The following is a 19,775-nucleotide window of genomic DNA, read 5'->3' as shown; positions in this document are numbered from 1 at the left end:
AAGTTTACGATCGCGCTCTTGGACGGTGTGCATCATGGCAAAATTTCGAGATATCGTCAATTACTTTCGCTCTTACTGGAAGTTGAGTGTTTTCAGTATTACAGCATCTAGCATTTACGAAGTTATTGATTTGGTTGTCCCTTACGCGATCGGGCAGATTTTAAACGTTTTGTCTAATCAACCATTGGATAAACCACTTGAAAGTGCGATCGCAAGTTTTTCGGACATTACCAATTACCCAGTTAATAAAACTCTATCTTTGGGTGTATTACTGGGTTTAATTTTCGTTGTCACGGTAGTCAGAGCGCCCACACAACCCTGGTTAACCAATTGGTTTCATTGGGATATAGCCTTCAGGTCGCGTCGAGAGAAAAACGAAACAGCGATCGCCAAAGTTCTTACTCTCCCACTAGAATTTTATGATGAAAATAACCCTGGACGTATTGCCGGAAGAGTAGCTAGAGGTATTTCTAACCACACTTTTAGTTACCCTGAAGTTGCCGGACAGTTGATTCCTAAACTGGCTCGTGTTCTGGGAATTTTTGTGTTTATCTTGTTCATTGAGTGGCGGATTGCAATTTTATATCTAATTTCCTTTGTAATTATTCTCAGCTTCAGCTTGAAGAGTTTACAACAGCTAATTAGGTACGAAAGTCGTCTGGATAAATATGGAGAGGACACCGAAAGCCGCACTTCTGAATTAATCACCAATATTAAAACGGTGAAAGCATTTGCTACAGAAGCTAGGGAACTGAAACGGCAAAAGCAACGTTTAAATCGTGAATTCTTGGTGCTTGATTATCGCATCCACCAAGGTTATACAAAACTGGGTACTTGGCAAAGAACCGTGATTCAGTTTTGTGTGTTTACAATTCTGGGTTTGACTTTAGCAGCAACAGTAAATGGGAGAATTTCTCTCGGTCACTTTGTCATGACCTTAACTCTTTCTAGCATGGCTTATGCCGAATTAGAACCTATTAGTAACTTGGCAGAAGTTTTTGCGCGTCGTTATTCTCCTATGCTGCGGTTTCACGAATTTTTGCAAGAGCCAACTGCATCTGATTCAGCTAGTCTTTTAGAAGAAAGCAACCAGACAGAATCACCTTATAAATTTACTGGAAAAGTTGAGTTGTCGCACCTCAGTTTTGGATATGATGCCAAGCGTCAAGTTTTACAAGATATTAACTTGTTGATTGAACCATACCAAACAGTAGCATTAGTGGGGCGTTCCGGTTCTGGTAAGTCTACTTTAGTGAAGTTGCTGTTGCGATATTTTGAACCTCAAGAAGGTCAAATTCTGATTGATGGTCAAGATATTCGGACTTTGGATGTGGGTAAATATAGACGGAGATTAGCGATCGTTCACCAAGAAGTAGACGTTTTCAACGGTACTATATTGGATAACCTCACGTACGGCAGACCAAATGCTAGTTTGGAGCAGGTTCAACAAGCCTGTATAATTGCCAGAGTCGATGAAGTAGTGCAGCACTTACCCAAAGGTTATTACACCGTCGTGGGAGAACGAGGTGTCAGGTTATCTGGAGGACAAAGACAACGGTTAGGAATTGCTAGGGCGTTGTTAGTGGAACCAGACGTACTGATTTTTGACGAAGCTACCTCTAGCTTAGATTATGAGTCTGAGCGTTCAATTCAGCTAGCGATGCGATCGATTCAGGGTACTTGCACCACCATTGTTATTGCTCACCGTCTAAGTACAGTGCGAGAAGCCGATAAAATTGTGGTTCTGGAGCAAGGAAAGATTGTAGAAGTGGGTAGCCACGATGAACTCTTGCGTCACGAGGGTATTTATCGCCGCTTGCACTCTCTGCAAGAAACAGGAGAACTCCTGAGTTAGGGGACATACAGATTTTGGATTTTAGATTGACTCCACGAATCAATCAGCTTGATTAAATCGACCTTATTGACAACACAATAAAGTCGATTTTTTTCTAATTGTCCCCAACAGTATTTGGTACAAAAACCGAAATTCTGAGCCACCAGTCATGATGTATACAATATGTGATAATAGATTTTAAGTAAAAATCATTGTCTACTGAATTGTGCCCGCTCAGTAATCGAAGTTTTTTAATAACAAAAAACTAAGATTTAGTCTTATCTGCTTCTTTCTGCGCCGCCTCACTGTATTTCTTATAAAGTTGAGTACGAATCTTGGCTTCCTGATAACGGCTGTGTTTTTGTGGCACCTTACCCATTAAATCTGAAGCCCGTTGCCACTTAGCAGCTATCTCTAACCATTGAGTTGAGACTGTGGCTGTTTTACCAGATGCAGAAGCTTGGTTGGCAATTCGCACGGCTGTGGCAAATTGGTCATTAGACGGTTCAGAAAGGTCATTCTTAGCAGGACTAAGTGGTGTTTGAACTTTCCTATAGCTCGTATTTTCTGGAGTTATAGATTTAGAACTTTGTAATTGCATTAGGTTTATAAGATTATTACCTAACTGGGCATAAATAACCCAACTAAGCAACAACAGTGAACAGAAACTAGCCGCAGCTAATATCTTTGTTTTAGGCTTCTTTTTGTGTCTTTGTTTGTTAATAAGTACTAAAGGACGAGAAACTGGAGTTTTAGGAAAATTTGGCTTTCCAAGTTCAGCTTGAGCTTCTGTGAAATCTGTAATTAATTGCTTTACAATATTAGGCTGAATTAACGTAATTTCCTGCGACCAAAGCAATTGGTTGTCGCGATCGCTATCTATCTCTTTTAACCACAATAATTGTTGTTCCCGAACAATCCGACTGTTGATATTGACTCGCCGAATGTGACGCGGGGCGATGGAATCAAGAATTTGCTGGATTTGTTCTACGAGGGGAGATTGCTCAAGTTGCTCTATCCTAGCCGCTTCGCACAGAAGTTGTAAGACACCATCAGAAAAAATGGCTCTAGTTCTAACACCAGACTTGGCTAGCTTTTCGTTCAATAGTTGAATAATCGCAGCAACGCTACCTTGGTGAGCTTGCCAAACGATATCATTTATCCGGTCTACCACCTGAAATTTAGTGATAGCTTTTCCACCCTGACTGATTAACGTATTCATTAATTTAGGGACTCTTTTCTACTGACCTTGATCTTGTTTTCGATTTTACGAGTAAAAAGATGAGTTGCCAAATAAAATCATAAATATAGAGCTTCCTTTTTCAGTTTGGCAAGGACGCTGGTTGCACTAAGTTAATTTGACACTCCCACGCCTTGAAAGCGTGGGATTCTTGGGCTGAAACTGCGCTTTCAGGATAACGCCCATGCTGGTGGACGCGCTACCTGTTTGACATAGTACATTATGATGTCTTTTAGCGATCGCCTTTGGTCAAGTTGAGGTAGGTGAATGCACTCTGCGATGGTGCGTCCACTACGTAAATGGCGATCGCTTTGATATTTTTGGAACTGTCACGCCGTCAGATATTGTTCATAAAGCAAACAAAATAGCTGTATTAGGATAATTTTCTGAGGAATTATCGCTTTTTTTGCCTTTTTGTCATAATGGCAAGACTAATTAGCACAGCGATCGCTACATTAGAAGATATATAAATCAAAATCATTGTTGATTTTTATTCATCCGCAGTTCACACAAAACCATGAGTGCAAGTACCATTATTTCCGACAATCCCTTACTCCAAGGCACTGGTTTACCTGCTTTTGCAGAGATTAAACCAGAACGAGTAGTACCAGCCTTCAATCAGTTGTTGGCAGAACTTGACCAGCAGCTTGCCACATTAGAGGCTAATGTACAGCCTACTTGGAGTGGTTTAGTAGAACCCTTAGAAAAGCTGACTGAACGGCTTACCTGGAGTTGGGGGGTGGTGAATCATTTAATGGGTGTTAAAAATAGCCCAGAACTGCGCGAAGCTCATGAAATCGTACAGCCACTAGTTGTACAATTTATCAATAAGCTTGGTCAAAGCAAACCTATCTATAATGCTTTCAAGGCACTCCGTACCAGTGATAGTTGGGCAACTTTAGAATTAGCCCAACAGCGCATTGTAGAAGCCGCCATTCGAGATGCAGAACTTTCTGGTGTTGGCTTAGAAGGAGAGGCAAGAGAACGTTTTAACGCCATACAAATGGAGTTAGCAGAACTTTCTACCAAATTCTCTAACCATGTACTTGATGCCACTAAAGCCTTCAGCCTAACCCTAACAACACAAGCGGAAATTGACGGTTTACCACCAAGCTTAGTGAGTTTAGCAGCCCAAGTTGCTCGTGCAGCTGGCGAAAGCAATGCTACACCAGAAAATGGCCCCTGGCGGATTACTTTGGACTTCCCCAGCTATGGCCCTTTCATGCAGCACAGCACCCGTCGAGATTTGCGTGAAAAGCTCTACAAAGCTCATATCACCCGCGCTTCTGCTGGCGATTTGGATAACAACCCCTTAATTGAGCGCATTTTGAAGTTGCGCCAAGAACTCGCAGATATACTAGGCTTTAAAAGTTTTGCCCAATTGAGCCTCGCTAGTAAAATGGCTCCCAACGTTGAGGCAGTCAACGCCCTATTAGAAGAACTACGCCGCGCTAGTTATGATGCTGCTGTCAAAGAATTGGAAGAACTCAAAGCTTTTGCAGCAGCACAGGGAGCAGCAGAAGCTGAGGATTTAAAACACTGGGATATCAGCTTTTGGGCAGAACGCCAACGAGAAGCAAAATTCGCCTTTACCTCTGAAGAATTGCGTCCCTATTTCCCTCTTCCCCAAGTGTTAGACGGCTTATTTGGACTAGTCAAGCGGCTATTTGGCGTCACTGTTACCTCTGCTGATGGTCAAGCGCCAGTATGGCATGAGGATGTCCGTTATTTCCAAATTGCTGACGAAGCTGGTTCTCCCATAGCCTACTTCTACTTAGACCCTTACAGCCGTCCAGCCGAGAAACGCGGTGGTGCTTGGATGGATGTGTGCATTAATCGGGCCAAAATCACTGAAAATGGTGTGACTGCCATCCGCTTACCTGTAGCTTATTTGGTTTGTAATCAAAGTCCTCCCGTAGATGGTAAACCTAGTTTGATGACTTTCTATGAAGTAGAGACTTTGTTCCACGAGTTTGGTCATGGATTGCACCACATGCTTACCAAGGTTGACTATCCCGGAGCCGCAGGCATCAATAACGTGGAATGGGATGCGGTAGAATTACCTAGTCAATTTATGGAAAACTGGTGTTATGAGCGACCTACTTTCTTTGGAATGGCGAAGCATTACGAAACTGGTGAAGCCCTACCGGAGCATTATTATCAAAAGCTGCTAGCGGCGCGTAATTACATGAGTGGTACTGCCACGTTGCGGCAGATCCACCTGAGCAGTCTTGATTTAGAACTACACTACCGCTATCACCCTGGTAGTAATGAAACTCCCTCAGATGTGCGTCATCGTATAGCCAAGACTACTACCGTTTTACCGCCACTTCCAGAAGATTCAATTTTATGTGCTTTTGGACATATTTTTGAGGGTGGTTATGCGGCAGGCTATTATAGTTACAAGTGGGCTGAGGTACTAAGTGCTGATGCTTTTGCCGCTTTTGAAGAAGCGGGGCTAGAAGATGAAGAGGCTATAAAAACTACAGGTCGGCGTTATCGGGATACGGTGCTGGCGCTTGGTGGTGGTCAGCATCCAATGGAGGTGTTTAAAACTTTCCGGGGTCGTGAACCAAGTACGATCGCTTTACTCAGGCACAATGGTTTAGTTAGTGCTGCTGTAAACTAAACAACGTCCCTACTCGCATCAAATTTTTAATCCACAATTAGCGATCGCCAATCGGCGCAATATAAGGTGTAGGGTGTGTTATGCCGTAGGCTAATATCATGTCCCGGTAATTAGTTACGATTAAACTCCAATTAATCATCTTTACACTCAGTTGTTTTATCATAAGCAATTACCCAGACATGATATTACCTCTATTTTTTGCTAGGACTTACGCAAAAACCCTCTTAAACTCTCATTCCTCCGTGACCTCTGCGCCGCGCCAGTTGCTTCAAGTCTCTTAACCGCAAGGGCGCACTGGCTTCTCTGTGGTTCGTTTTCCGTTACCCGTGCGTAAGTCCTATTTTGCAAAGAAGCGACTCTCACAATATGTAAACAAGCCTATATTTTAATTTCAAAAATGTCTGCTAAAAATACAAATAATCAGAGTCGTATCCAATCTCGTGACTGGCCAATCGAGCAATTACCTGGACTGAGCCACGAGGAACAATCTCAACTGCACAATTGTGGAATTCTTAGCACAGTAGCGCTAATCAAACAAGGCAAAACTCTAGAGAAAAGACTAGCATTAGCAAATAAACTACAGATTCATCTTCAGTATGTAAATAAATGGATGGCTTTAGCTGACTTGGCGCGTATTCCCAGTGTAGGCATACAATATTGTGGTTTATTGCTCCATGCGGGTATTGGTTCTGTGGCGCAGTTGGCTCAGACTCCCACTCACAGATTGCACCAACAAATCATGCGCTTGCAAGTGGCAACAATGCAGCGACGAGATTTGTGTCCAACAATTGAATTAGTACAACAGTGGAGCCAGCAAGCGAAAATAGTGGGGAGTGGGAATTAGGGAGTGAGGAGTGGGGAAAGGGAACAAGGGGATAAGGGGGCAAGGGGACAAGGAATAATTATTAAACCTCTTGCATAAATCAAAAATAAAGAACCCCACCCCGCATTTGCTAACGCAAACGCTCCCCTCCCCGCAAGCGGGGAGGGGTTGGGGGTGGGGTGTTAGGGATTTTTGTAATAGGTCTATTGAAGAAGTGTCTCACTTGTTTTTTCCCTACTCTCCACTCCCTACTCCCCACTCCCTAATCTTTAGCTAAAACACCATTAAGGAAGATATCGGCGAGTCCTTCTGCCATTTCCTGCATTTGTTGTGGTGAGGCATCAGGTTCCATGAGGGTGTTGTTAGAAAAACCTGCGATCGCAAACATTCCCAGAAAGACTTTGGCTACCAGCTTGGCGTCCATTTTGCGATAAATGCCTTTATCCATCGCTGTTTGAAAGAATGCTTCGCCCACATCGGTCATTTTGGTAATGACTTCTAACTGGATGCGATCGCGCAAGTCGGGGTGAAACTGCACCTCCATAAAACAAACGCGCATTAAATCGGCATTTTTTTGGAAGTTCCACATCCGGCGACGCATCACCTGAGCTACGGCTTTATAGCTGCCCATTTCACTTAATTCTGTCAGCAAATCTGTGAGAATCTCCACCCATCCACTCGTCGCTACTTCCACTAAAATTGCCTTTTTATTGGGAAAATGACGAAATAGAGTGCCTTCAGCTACACTTGCCGCCTGTGCTAAATCACGGGTGGTAGTGCCGTCAAATCCCTGAGCAGCGAACAACCGTTGTGCTGCCTGTAAAATTCGGGTGCGCGTCTGAGCCTCTGAGGGTGGGGAAGAATTAAAAACTCGCATAACAGTTATGGTGAAATTTGCGGAACACGATTGGTAGCATTATTGTCTAACGTCAAGAACAAAAAGCCTAACATGCTTAATACAAGATTAACGTCATTTTGCTAAGTAACCTGTTTTTTAGGTAGTGTAACTTTATCTTAATTTGTGCTTATGAACCAGAACAGTCAGTCAATTTTAGATTTTAGATTGGGGACTTTCCTGCGGAACGCTACGCGTAGCTTGCTTCTCCGAAGGAGTACGACTTCTCTACGAGACGCTACGCGTAGCTTGCTTAAGAGTAGGGGTACGCTCAGTCGAACGATTTTGGATTGGTCAGATAAAGTATCTGTCATATTGCGGCGGCTGTTTGTCGCTTTGTTGGCTTTGATCATCCTCTGGTGGGGATTGCAGCCAGAAATTGCTCTGGCTCAAACTCAGACAGCACCCCCTCCCCAAAGAGTTCTACAACCTACAAAAACTCAAACTCCACCAGTTGAAAGTTCGATCCAACCTTATTTGAATCGAGTTATCAAGCAGTTAACGGAGTTTCGCCTCGACAATGGTCTAAAATTCATTGTTTTAGAACGACATCAAGCGCCTGTGGTTTCTTTTCTTACATACGCGAATGTCGGTGGTGTGGATGAGCCAGATGGCAAAACTGGTGTAGCTCACTTTCTAGAACATTTGGCGTTTAAAGGCACAACGCGCATTGGTACAGAAGACTACAAGGCAGAAAAACCTCTATTAGAAACCTTAGAACGATTAGATGGCCAAATTAAAACAGCAAAAGCCGATGGCAAAAAAGATGAGGTTGCTCGGTTAGAAGCTGAGTTTAAGCGAGTGGAAGCGCAAGCAGCCAAGCTTGTCAAGCAAAACGAATTGGGGCAAATTGTTGAACAAGCGGGAGGTGTAGGTTTAAATGCCAATACTTCAACCGAAGCTACCCGTTATTTGTACAGCTTTCCTGCCAATAAGCTGGAACTTTGGATGTCGCTGGAGTCGGAACGATTTCTCGATCCTGTAATTCGTCGTGAGTTTTATAAAGAGAGGGATGTAATTTTAGAGGAGCGACGGATGCGGGTGGAAAATTCACCCATTGGACTGATGGTGGAGAAATTTCTTGATACTGCTTACAAAGTTCATCCCTTCAGACGTCCGGTGATTGGTTATGACGAAGATATCCGTAATCTGACACCAGAAGATGTCCAAAAGTTTTTTGATACTCACTATGTACCAAGTAATTTGACCATTGCTATTGTCGGAGATGTTAACCCGGCTGAGGTGAAAAAACTGGCGCAAACTTATTTTGGCCGCTATCTGGCAAGAACCAAAGTTGTTGAAAAAATTCCGGTGGAACCGCCACAACAAGAAACACGGGAAGTTACTTTACAGCTACCTTCTCAACCCTGGTATTTAGAAGGTTATCATCGTCCGGCAATTACCCATCCAGATAATGCAGTCTATGAAATCATTGGCAGTTTATTAAGTGATGGGCGCACGTCGCGGTTGTATAAATCTTTGGTAGAAAAGCAACGTTTGGCGCTAAATGCCCAAGGTTTCAGCGGTTTTCCTGGAGATAAGTACCCAAACCTGATGTTATTCTATGCTCTCACGGCTCCTGGTCATAGGGTTGATGAGTTGGCAGTGGCTTTGCGCCAAGAAATTGACAAATTAAAAACTGAGCCTGTAGCGACGGTTGATTTGGAACGGGTGAAAACCCAAGCACGGGCGGGTTTGTTACGTACCCTCGATTCAAATATGGGGATGGCTCAACAATTGTTGGAATATGAGGTGAAAACTGGCTCTTGGCGGAATTTATTTAAGCAGTTGGATGATATCTCGGCGGTAACAACGGCTGATATTGTGCGGGTGGCAAAGGAGACATTTACGCCGAAAAATCGCACGATTGGGAAGCTGTTGTCGAAAGAAGCTTAAGAGAAACAAACCGCAAAGGGCGCAAAGGGCGCAAAGGTAGAGAGATATGCAGAGGTACAAGGTGAAGGGTAAAAGGCAGATCACATTCAAAATCCAAAATCTAAAATTCAAGATTCAAAATGGGAAGAGACTTATTTATGCTTTGGTTAGTGTTTTTGCGTGTTTACTTTTAACTTGTAATTTTTCTCTGGCGGCGACGACTCAAGCAAAGCATTATACAGAATTGCAACTTCCACCGCTACCTGAGATTAAGTTACCCAAGTATGAACGGTTTGTTCTCCAAAACGGCTTGGTTGTCTATTTAATGGAGGATCACGAGTTACCGTTGGTGAATGGGACGGCATTTGTACGGACAGGAAATCGCTTGGAACCACAACAGAAAGTTGGTTTAGCTGGTTTTACAGGCGCGGTGATGCGAACTGGAGGAACTAAGAAGCATTCGGCTGATGAACTCAACGAGATATTGGAACAACGCGCGGCATCTGTAGAATCGAGTATTAGTGAAGCTTCTGGTAGTGCTAGCTTTGACGCACTGAGTGAAGATTTAGAAACAGTGTTTGGGCTGTTTGCCGAGGTGCTGCGATCGCCAGTATTTGCTCAAGAAAAGCTAGACTTGGCTAAGACACAAGCTAAGGGTGGCATTGCTCGTCGCAATGACGATCCAGATAGTATTGCTAGCCGAGAATTTAAGAAATTGATCTATGGAAAAAATAGTCCTTATGCTCGCACGATAGAGTATGCAACAGTAAATCAGGTTGAGCGTGAGGATTTGCTCAACTTTTATCAGCAATATTTCCACCCCAATAATATGATTTTGGGGATTGTGGGGGATTTTGAGTCCAAGAAAATGCGATCGCTCATTCAAGCTAAGTTTGGCGACTGGAACCGCAACCCAGGTATTGCTAAACCCAAATTACCAAACGTTTCGCCAGCTAATACAGGTGGAGTCTTTTTTGTCAATCAGCCACAACTGACGCAAAGTAGTGTGCTTATCGGGCATTTAGGCGGACGGTTTGACAGTCCTGATTATGCGGCGCTGGATGTATTGAATGGGGTGTTAAATGGATTTGGTGGACGCTTATTTAATGAAGTGCGATCGCGTCAAGGTTTAGCTTACTCTGTCTATGGCCAGTGGAGTCCCCGTTTTGACTATCCTGGCATGTTTATTGCTGGTGGACAAACGCGATCGGATGCTACTGTGCAGTTTGTCAAAGCCTTACAAAATGAAATCAAGCGCATCCAAACTCAAAGAGTTACAGCAAAAGAACTCGCTTTTGCGAAAGAGTCTACACTCAACTCCTTTGTATTCAACTTTCAAGACCCTAGTCAAACCTTATCACGGTTGATGCGATACGAATATTACGGCTATCCTGCTGATTTTCTCTTTCGCTATCAAAAAGCTGTCGCCGCCACCACAGCTGCTGATGTGCAACGAGTAGCACGAGAATACCTCAAACCAGAAAAGATAGTGACTCTAGTGGTGGGGAATCAAACCGCTATTCAACCGCCATTGACGAAGCTAGCAGCACAGGTGACACCAATAGATATAACTATTCCTGGTTCGCAGCCACAGGTGAAAAATTAATCTCTGCTAATCCGCGTTCACAAGTAACTGACTAACTAATCAAATCAAATAATTTCGTTCGTTATCGGGAAATGACTGAGAACAAATTGTAGTAAGCAGTAGAAACTAAATCAGGAACCAAAACCTCTGGAGTTTCCAGAGGTTTTTTTTTAAATTACGCTTTTTTAGGAGCGATCGCCCCACCCACTTCAATAAAGCAATACGCTTGGGTTAGTGCCAAAAACCTTTCAGGACTTACGCAAAAACTCTCTGAAACTCTTATTCCTTTGTGTCCTTTGCGCCCTTTGTGGTTCGTTTCTTAATTTTGGGTAAGTCCTGTCCTGAACTGAACCGTATTGTTCAATAAAAGGGTTTATTAAGCAGGCGAGATCCGACGACAAACTGCTGCGTGTCCAAGCATCCGACAATTTAGTGATGAAGCAGCAAACAATTGTCGCATTAACTGGAGTAAGCTAAATTTAGGTTTGAGCTACTGGGAGTGGAGATGATGTTGTTGGAATTAAAGCGCATCCATGTTCCACCCGGACAAAGGGTGTTACTGCGAGATGTAACCTGGCAGGAATTGGAAACAATTCTAGAGGATTTAGGGGAACACCGTGCTGCACGAATTGCTTATAACAGGGGAATACTGGAGATTATGGCACCACTGCCAGAACATGAAGACGATAAAGAAATTATTGGTGATTTAGTCAAAGCGCTTTTGGAAGAGTTAGATATTGAGTTTAGATGTCTTGGTTCTACCACTTTCAAAAACCAAGCAATGGCTCAAGGTATAGAACCTGACCAGTGTTTCTATATCAAAAATGAATCCAAGATTCGCGGCAAGAAGCGACTAGATTTAACAGTAGACCCCCCTCCAGATTTAGCTCTAGAGATTGATATTACTTCTCGCACTCATCCTAATATCTATGAAGCTTTAAAAGTGCCTGAGCTTTGGCGTTTTGATAAAGGAAAGCTCCAAATTAATGTTCTGCAAGACGGGCATTATGTAGAGTCTCAGCAAAGCCTAAATTTTCCTAAATTTAAACTAATTGAAACGATTCCCCAATATCTGGAGCAAAGTACAACAGCAGGCAGAAATGCAACGCTCAAGGCTTTTCGTTTTCGGGTACAAAAGCAGATACAACAGCAATGACTGAATAATTCGTAATTCGTAATTCGTAATTCGTAATTAATTTTAGGTACAGAGCCGCCTAAGTTCAGTTATGAAAAATAAAAAAACTGATAAGCATCTATATTCAAAGACACCCGGTTTTAACAGTGGTGTAATAATTACATATTTCTCTATTGCTGCCATCAGTATTGAAAATATAAAAAGCGTACTATTCAAGATGTAATAAGCAGTAGGGGCGTACAGCTAGCTGTGCGCCCCTACTAATCACCTGTATTTCACTTAGTAATGATTCAGGTTAATGCCAGCTTCTTTTGCCATTGCTTCTAACCCATTAATTTGTAGGGTTTTGATTGCTTTGGTAGACAGCTTTAACTTCACCCAGCGATTTCCGCCTTCCCACCAAACACGCTTGCTTTGCAGATTAGCGTGCTGAAGGCGTTTAGTACGGCGGTGGGAGTGGGAAACAGCAAAAGCGTTATTTGCCTTCTTACCAGTTAGTTCACAGCGACGGGACATAGCAAGTATCTCCAGATTGTTATTTTAATACAGCCTTTCCATTTTAGGTCTTAGGCAACAGAAGTAGGAAAGGAGATGCGAACAGGGGGAGCAGGGGGAGAAATAACTCCTAACTCTTAACTCCTGTAGAGACGCGATTAATCGCGTCTCTACTCCTAACTATTCTTACTTACTAGCTTGTTCCGTCAGCTTGGTGAGTACCTCATTCGATCGCTCGACGAAAGATTTCATTCCCTCAGCGTCAAATCCTTTCTGAGACATCAGCGCTAAATCGTAGACGTGTTGACAAATCAAGTTCACTAACTGATCGGTAGACGATTGACCGTCACCTTGAATAATACTACCTTGGTTAAGATTTGCCAGATTTTGAATCAACGGGTGAGCAGTATTCACCAGCAAAACGTGATCTTCGGGAAACTCTACTGACTGCTGCTGCATCATGGCATTCATTTCCCGCATACGGCGGAGAATCTCAGGTAAAAGAACGATCGCAGGTGGTGTTCCATGAGGATCGTCTGATTTTAAAGCTTCGGTGCGGATGTTGAGTTTGGGTTTGTTGAGGGATTTCTCAAATAATTCTTTGATGCTCTCACTCCGAGTTTTATTCGTCTTAGGATCAACAATTTCCGTAGCTTTGTCTTGTTCCAGCAGGGTATTATCTAAGTCAGAATCCACCCGTGTAAACTTAACATCCTGATATTCCCGCTCTAGGAAGTTGATAAAGTGGGTGTCGATGAAGGAGTCCATAAACAGGACTTCCAAGCCTTGATTTTTGTGCAGTTCTATGTATGTAGCTTGGGTTGCTTCATCAGTGCTGTAGAAAACCCGGTTTTCGTTACGTTCTTTGTTACGTTCTAGATACTCTTTGAGCGTGGTGTAAGGAGCGCTGGGTGCTGAGTTCTCAGAACTGGGCGAGGGAGTGACATCTTCCCAAGCATCCCCGTCTGAAGACTGTACTTCAACCACTGGAGTTTCAGCAGCAACTTTTTCTGTCAGCTTGGCGGTGGTTCGGAAGACGATGATATCTTCGATTTGTTTTTTGAATTTGTCATCGTTGAGAACGCCGAATTTTACAAAGGTACCGAGGTCTTTCCAAGCACTAATATATTGTTCGCGGTTATCACGGAAAAGTTCTTTGAGGCGATCGCCTACTTTTTTCGCAATGTAATCACCGATTCTTTGCACGGTGCGATCGCCTTGCAAAGCACTGCGCGATACGTTCAGGGGAATATCGGTACTATCAATCACACCCCGCATTGGAGTCAGAAATTGTGGGATAATTTCTTCGCAGTTGTCGCTAACAAAAACTTGATTGCAAAATAGCTTGATTTGCCCTTTCGTAACATCTACATCGGGCCTCATTTTGGGGAAATACAGAATCCCGTTGATGATAAAGGGATAGTCTGTATTTAAATGTACCCACAACAGAGGTTCTTCCTGAAAAGGATACAGGTAGCGGTAAAACTCTAAATAATCTTCTTGACTCAGATTACTTGGAGACTCTCGCCACGGTGCTTTTTGCTTATTTAATACTTCACCTTCCAGTTTTATCGGTACTGGCAAGAAGTCGCAGTAAGTCTTGACAAGATTCTTAATCCGTGCTGACTCTAGAAATTCCTCCTCTTCTCCTTGCAGGCTGAGAGTAATAGTAGTGCCGCGAGTTGTCCGGGGCGATTCTTCTAGGGTGAATGCTGGCGAACCATCGCAAGTCCAGTGAACCGCCTGCGCTCCTTCTTGGTATGAGAGGGTATCAATTTCTACCTTTTGCGCCACCATGAACGAAGAGTAAAAACCAAGACCAAAGTGGCCAATTATAGGTTGATCTGATTTGCCTTCATACTTATGAATAAATTCTTCAGCACTAGAGAAGGCAACCTGATTGATATATTTCTTAACTTCATCTGCGGTCATCCCGATACCGTTATCGGAGATGGAAAGAGTTTTCTTATCTTTGTCAATGGCAATTTCAATTTCTGGTTCGCCAATATCTCCAGCGTAGTCTCCGGCGCGGGATACCATTTTCAGCTTTTGGATGGCGTCTACAGCGTTGGATACCAGTTCCCGCAAAAAGATTTGGTGATCTGAGTAAAGCGACTTCTTAATGATCGGGAAAATATTCTCAGTATGAATACTGATAGTGCCTTGTTCTAGCATAATTGGTAGTTTTCGATCTTAGTATCTGAAATGATGATAGTGGTTAATACAGCCTAGCTCTCTGCTTTCCAGAATAAACCCGGAGAACACAGGAGAGCATGATACCAATTAGGATTTTAAAAGCATAGCTTAGACGATCGCTCCTTTTCTAAGCATTGTTTGCCCCCATTTTGTGATTCGGATTTCCCTACTCCCGATTTTCACCGCAGGTTTATTAGCCTAGTTGAGACTGCTGTCTGTAAGGGAAGTGTTCCAGTACTTGAAACAAGACGATCGCATCAAATTTATCTTTCGGTAATGAGAAATCTGTTGTCAGATCCAAAATTATTTCTGGCTTGAGATTGGGGTTAACATCAGCAGTAGTGATGTTGTATCCATTGTTCTTCAAAATGTCCGTTAACAAAGAATTAAAAATCCCAATTTCCAGAACCTTTTTTACCTGATTACCCAGCGAAAAAATTAGACGCAACTGGTGGTGGTAACTGATGAGCCGATTTTTTGATAAATATTCCGAATTTCTAATATCTAACGAGGTGATGAGTTGCATAAACAATGTCTACCTAACATGATGGACTGACAAATGTGGTGGGTATACAACTACAGTAGGACTTACGCACGGGTAACGGAAAACGAACCACAGAGGGCGCAGAGAAGCCAGTGCGCCCTTGCGGTTAAGAGACTTGAAGCAACTGGCGCGTCACGGAGGAATGAGAGTTTGAGAGGGTTTTTGCGTAAGTCCTATACAGGATTCCCTGAAAAACTTTGAAAATAATAGTTTCTCATTCTAATTCGTAATTCATCAGAAGCAAATTGATACAACACACAGTCGGGACGCACAAATGTGCGCCCCTAATATATTCCACGCAATTAATAACTATGTAGCAATCTGTGGTACTGATACCTTCACCAGCACTTTTTTGCTAAAAGATAAACCGTTTTCATTTTTATCAATGATAATCGTGTCTCCAGAGATAAAAGTATTTTCCAATAATTTGGTGGCAAGGGGATTTTCTACTTCTCGCTGAATTGCCCGTTTGAGTGGACGGGCACCGTAAACTGGGTCGTAGCCTGATTCGACAAGGTAATCACAGGCAGATTGGGATATTTCAAAGAAGATTTTTTGCTCACGAAGGAGATTTTCTACCCGCTTGAGTTGAATACGGATGATCTGCCGCATTTCCGTGCGATTTAGGGTATGAAAGAGAATAATGTCATCGACGCGGTTGAGAAATTCTGGGCGGAAATGCGATCGCAAAGCATCCATTACCCGCTTCCGCATCGTTTCATACTTGGAATCATCACCAGATACATCCAAGATATGTTCGCTACCAATGTTACTAGTCATAACAATGACGCTGTTGCGAAAATCTACCGTCCTTCCCTGAGAGTCAGTAATTCTCCCATCGTCTAACACCTGCAATAAAATATTGAACACATCGGGGTGCGCTTTTTCAACTTCATCCAACAGCACCACTGAGTAAGGACGGCGGCGAACCGCCTCGGAAAGCTGACCGCCTTCTTCATAGCCTACGTATCCTGGAGGCGCTCCCACTAACCGAGAAACTGAGTGTTTTTCCATATACTCAGACATATCCAAGCGCACCAATGCATCATCAGAATCAAAGAGAAACTGAGCTAAAGCACGGGCGAGTTCGGTTTTACCCACACCTGTAGGGCCCATGAACAAAAATGAACCAATGGGACGAGAAGGGTCTTTCATCCCCGCACGGGCGCGACGAATTGCGGCTGCTACCGCTTCTACAGCCTCTTCTTGCCCAATGACTCGTTGATGCAAATGACTTTCTAGTTGCAGCAACTTTTGCCGTTCCGATTCCAATAGGCGATTGACCGGAATTCCTGTCCATTTGGCGACGATTTCGGCGATATCCGCTTCGGTGACTTGTTCTCGCAGCAACGTGGAACCTTGGTTTTGAATTTCTAAAAGGCTCGCTTCTTTGGCTTCGCGCTCGTGCTGCACTCCCTCCAATTTGCCATACTTCAGTTGTGCAGCTTTATTTAGGTCATAAGCGCGTTCCGCCTGTTCAATTTGCACTCGCAGCGCATCTTCTTCTTTCTTTAAGGCGCTTATAGCCTCCAATATCTGCTTTTCACCTTGCCATTGCTCATTAAATATTTGTTGCTTTTCCGTTAAATCGGCAATTTCTTGCTCAATTCGCTCCAAACGTTCTCTCGTTTGGGGGATACCCTTTTCTTCGCCAGCTAATGATAGCTTTTCCATTTCTAACTGCATGAGGCGGCGATCAATGGTTTCCAATTCTGCTGGTTTGGAGGTAATCTCCATTTTCAACTGTGCTGCTGCTTCATCCACCAAATCAATGGCTTTATCTGGTAAGAAGCGATCGCTAATATAACGTGCTGACAGTGTTGCTGCTGCTACCAACGCCGAATCAGAAATTTTGACGTTGTGATGCACTTCATAACGTTCTTTCAACCCCCGCAGAATGGAAATAGTATTTTCCACAGTTGGCTGATCGACAAATACTTGCTGAAAGCGGCGTTCTAGGGCAGCGTCTTTCTCAATGTGTTTGCGGAACTCGTCGAGGGTAGTAGCGCCAATACAACGCAGTTCTCCCCGCGCCAGCATTGGTTTGAGTAAATTTCCGGCATCCATCGCCCCTTGTTGGTTGGAACCGGTGCCGACTACGGTATGCAGTTCGTCAATAAATAGTACGATGTCACCGTTAGATTCAGTAACTTCCCGGAGAACAGATTTTAGACGGTCTTCAAATTCACCCCGGTATTTTGCCCCAGCAATCAAACTACCCATGTCTAAAGAGATGAGTTTTCGGTTTTTCAGGGATTCGGGAACGTCACCATTGACCATTCGCTGCGCTAAAGCTTCAGCGATCGCAGTTTTTCCTACCCCAGGTTCACCAATTAATACAGGGTTATTTTTGCTACGACGAGACAAGACTTGAATTACCCGCCGAATTTCGTCATCCCGCCCAATCACCGGGTCGAGTTTTCCAGATTTTGCCTGTTCTGTCAAATCTCTGCCAAATTTTTGTAAGGCTTCATAGCGGGATTCTGGGCTTTGATCTGTCACCTTTTGGCTACCGCGAATCGCTTTGATAGTAGCTTCTAGTTTAGCTGCATCCGCACCAAAGCCTTTGAGTATCTTTCGTCCAACGCGATCGTCTTCAGCAAAGGCCAAAAGTATGTGTTCCACAGAAATGTAGGAGTCTTTCATCCTAGCTCTAGCTTCCTCGGCTCGGTCTAGTAAAATATCTAAATTGCGGCTAAGGTAAAGCTGATCGCTTTTACCAACTTTGGGCTGACGTTGGGTAAAGGCTTCTAGCTGCTGCTGCAAGCGGATTGGATCGACCTCAGATCGAGCCAGGATACGTATTGCTAGACTAGTGGGTTCTTCTAACAGGGCAATAATTAAATGTTCAACATCTAGCTGCTGTTGTTGATAAGCACGGACTATATCCTGAGATTTAACAATCGCTTCCCAGGCTTTATCAGTAAATTTATTTGGATCTGTAGGTTGCATCTTTATAATTTTGGAATTTTGATTTTTAGTTTAAGGAGTGGGGACTGGGGACTGGGTATTGGAAAACTCTTCCCTAGTCCCTAATTATCCAAACATTCTGGGCGTATATCCGCGTGTATCTCCAGTGGCAATTGTTGGCTTGGTAATTGGTGATAGTTTAATCCATTACCTATTTTCTAATTTAAAACGAAAACACTGTTCTGAACGGACTTTACCAAATGGTAATATTGGAGCGATGTCTACGAGGGGCTACGCCTAAGCTGTTAGTGTTGCTCATCAACGACAGTATGGGCGTAATATTAATAGGATTTATGCAGAGAAGTTCCCCTAACCCGCCTAAAAAGGGGAGGCAAAAAGCGAAAAGTATCGCGCATCTGGGTTTACCTGCATGAAATGCCGATGTGCAGCAAGAAGCAATTTCGCCCTATGTAGCTCAACTTTTCAAGACATCGGTGTAAATTTCCCTACAACTTTATTGCCTTTGATAGGGTTTTACTGGGTGGCTTAATTCGCTCCTTTTTAAGGTTTATCATTAACTAACATCAAATAAATCTGACGCTTCGTTGTTAACCCGCCTGGGAATTTATTCCCAGGCTCAGAGCTACTGTCCTCTCAAGAGGACTAAATATAAGATTTTAATCGATGTAGATGGCTAAACTCTGTGTGTTAGGGAAAATTTCAGTCCACTTAAGTGGACTTGAGCTATCAGCCCAGAACTTAAGTTCTGGGCGGGATGTCGGCTAATGCGACACCTTAACTGTTACAAAATGTGGATAATGGATAGCTTTCTAAGGAGGGTTAGGGAAGATCAAGCCTTAACCCAAGCATATTGACTTAATATTCTTAATTATAAGAATTACTGACTCACAAGTTGCTCTTGTGATTCCTGTTTGACTGTTGACCCTTGAGTTCCCAGTTGAATAAGTTCAATTTTATACCCATCTGGATCTTCTACAAAAGCAATTACTGTCGAACCGTGTTTCATCGGCCCTGGTTCGCGCACGACTTTACCGCCCTGATTGCGGATTTCCTCACACGTAGCGTAAATATCATCAACGCCAAGGGCAATGTGACCGTAAGCATTACCCAATTCGTACTTTTCTACCCCCCAGTTGTAGGTTAGTTCTATCACTGAGTTGTCGCTTTCGTCGCCGTAGCCAACAAAAGCCAGGGTAAATTCTCCCCCGGGATAATCTTTTCGGCGCAGTAATTTCATTCCTAGAAGTTCACAGTAGAACTTTAAAGATTCTTCAAGGTTGCCCACCCGTAGCATTGTGTGTAGTAATCGCATATTGACCTTTTCTCTGTAATTGATTTAGTGTTATTCTCTGCCAATATTTTACCTAGCTCAAAGTCTGAAGGTAGAAATGCTATCAAAGAAAGAATAAAAAGGGAAAGGGCAGGATAAACATTAGACCTCTTGCAAAAGTCCTTAATACACCCCACCCCTAACCCCTCCCCGCAAGCCTACGGTGTACACACAAGTCTCTACGTTGTTCTTTGAATCTGGGTTTTACCCCACCCTAACCACTGCTTGAATTCAATAAACGACCACCCGAATTCAATAAACGA

The 19,775-nt window shown here is 43.3% G+C and carries 15 protein-coding genes; 7 read left to right on the top strand and 8 right to left on the bottom strand.

Annotated elements, in window-relative coordinates:
- Positions 1-34 precede the first annotated feature (34 nt).
- Entirely contained in the window at positions 35-1,855 is a 1,821-nt protein-coding gene (locus LC586_RS03020) for an ABC transporter ATP-binding protein (RefSeq protein WP_229482922.1), read from the top strand.
- A 244-nt stretch (positions 1,856-2,099) separates the two neighbouring features.
- Here the strand turns inward: LC586_RS03020 and LC586_RS03015 are convergent, their stop codons facing one another.
- A complete protein-coding gene (locus LC586_RS03015) occupies positions 2,100-3,056 on the bottom strand; it encodes a hypothetical protein (RefSeq protein ID WP_229482921.1) in 957 nt (318 codons plus the stop codon).
- A 535-nt stretch (positions 3,057-3,591) separates the two neighbouring features.
- Here LC586_RS03015 and LC586_RS03010 point away from each other — a divergent pair.
- Positions 3,592-5,703: a M3 family metallopeptidase gene (locus LC586_RS03010; protein WP_229482919.1), complete on the top strand. Its 2,112-nt coding sequence runs from the start codon at positions 3,592-3,594 to the stop codon at positions 5,701-5,703.
- Between the two features lie 37 nt (positions 5,704-5,740).
- Here the strand turns inward: LC586_RS03010 and LC586_RS40495 are convergent, their stop codons facing one another.
- Complete coding sequence (locus tag LC586_RS40495; RefSeq protein WP_267921640.1) at positions 5,741-5,866, bottom strand: hypothetical protein; 126 nt, start codon at positions 5,864-5,866, stop codon at positions 5,741-5,743.
- A gap of 234 nt (positions 5,867-6,100) precedes the next feature.
- Between LC586_RS40495 and LC586_RS03005 the strand changes: the two genes are divergently transcribed.
- Positions 6,101-6,547: a DUF4332 domain-containing protein gene (locus tag LC586_RS03005; RefSeq protein ID WP_229482917.1), complete on the top strand. Its 447-nt coding sequence runs from the start codon at positions 6,101-6,103 to the stop codon at positions 6,545-6,547.
- A 241-nt stretch (positions 6,548-6,788) separates the two neighbouring features.
- Here the strand turns inward: LC586_RS03005 and LC586_RS03000 are convergent, their stop codons facing one another.
- Positions 6,789-7,403: a TetR/AcrR family transcriptional regulator gene (locus tag LC586_RS03000; protein ID WP_229482916.1), complete on the bottom strand. Its 615-nt coding sequence runs from the start codon at positions 7,401-7,403 to the stop codon at positions 6,789-6,791.
- A gap of 303 nt (positions 7,404-7,706) precedes the next feature.
- On the opposite strand from LC586_RS03000, the gene LC586_RS02995 reads away from it, so the two are divergent.
- The 3 genes from LC586_RS02995 to LC586_RS02985 all read left to right on the top strand — a co-directional run bounded on the left by LC586_RS02995 (position 7,707) and on the right by LC586_RS02985 (position 12,037).
- Positions 7,707-9,317, top strand: coding sequence for a M16 family metallopeptidase (locus LC586_RS02995; RefSeq protein WP_229482914.1), 1,611 nt, complete (start codon positions 7,707-7,709; stop codon positions 9,315-9,317).
- Between the two features lie 46 nt (positions 9,318-9,363).
- On the top strand, positions 9,364-10,902 hold the full coding sequence (locus LC586_RS02990) for a M16 family metallopeptidase (RefSeq protein ID WP_229482913.1): 1,539 nt from the start codon (positions 9,364-9,366) through the stop codon (positions 10,900-10,902).
- Positions 10,903-11,389: 487 nt separating this feature from the next.
- On the top strand, positions 11,390-12,037 hold the full coding sequence (locus LC586_RS02985; protein ID WP_229483225.1) for a Uma2 family endonuclease: 648 nt from the start codon (positions 11,390-11,392) through the stop codon (positions 12,035-12,037).
- 258 nt (positions 12,038-12,295) lie between these two features.
- Here LC586_RS02985 and rpmB read toward each other — a convergent pair whose 3' ends face one another.
- From rpmB to clpB, 4 genes are all read right to left on the bottom strand, one after another.
- Positions 12,296-12,532 (bottom strand): 50S ribosomal protein L28, encoded by a 237-nt coding sequence (gene rpmB, locus LC586_RS02980; RefSeq protein ID WP_100900070.1) that lies wholly within the window; start codon positions 12,530-12,532, stop codon positions 12,296-12,298.
- Positions 12,533-12,697: 165 nt separating this feature from the next.
- Positions 12,698-14,686, bottom strand: a complete 1,989-nt coding sequence (gene htpG, locus LC586_RS02975) for a molecular chaperone HtpG (RefSeq protein ID WP_229482912.1) — start codon at positions 14,684-14,686, stop codon at positions 12,698-12,700.
- Between the two features lie 214 nt (positions 14,687-14,900).
- Positions 14,901-15,233, bottom strand: a complete 333-nt coding sequence (locus LC586_RS02970; RefSeq protein ID WP_229482911.1) for a methyltransferase domain-containing protein — start codon at positions 15,231-15,233, stop codon at positions 14,901-14,903.
- Between the two features lie 327 nt (positions 15,234-15,560).
- Complete coding sequence (gene clpB / locus LC586_RS02965) at positions 15,561-18,203, bottom strand: ATP-dependent chaperone ClpB (protein WP_229482910.1); 2,643 nt, start codon at positions 18,201-18,203, stop codon at positions 15,561-15,563.
- A gap of 37 nt (positions 18,204-18,240) precedes the next feature.
- On the opposite strand from clpB, the gene LC586_RS02960 reads away from it, so the two are divergent.
- Positions 18,241-18,462 (top strand): hypothetical protein, encoded by a 222-nt coding sequence (locus tag LC586_RS02960; protein WP_229482909.1) that lies wholly within the window; start codon positions 18,241-18,243, stop codon positions 18,460-18,462.
- Between the two features lie 597 nt (positions 18,463-19,059).
- Here LC586_RS02960 and gloA read toward each other — a convergent pair.
- On the bottom strand, positions 19,060-19,494 hold the full coding sequence (gene gloA, locus LC586_RS02955) for a lactoylglutathione lyase (RefSeq protein ID WP_229482908.1): 435 nt from the start codon (positions 19,492-19,494) through the stop codon (positions 19,060-19,062).
- Between the last annotated feature and the right edge of the window lie 281 nt (positions 19,495-19,775).

It is taken from the genome of Nostoc favosum CHAB5714 (genome assembly GCF_020829495.1).
GTDB lineage: Bacteria > Cyanobacteriota > Cyanobacteriia > Cyanobacteriales > Nostocaceae > Nostoc > Nostoc favosum.
Note: the sequence above shows the minus strand (reverse complement) of the source record. Positions and strands in the feature narration are given on the sequence as shown.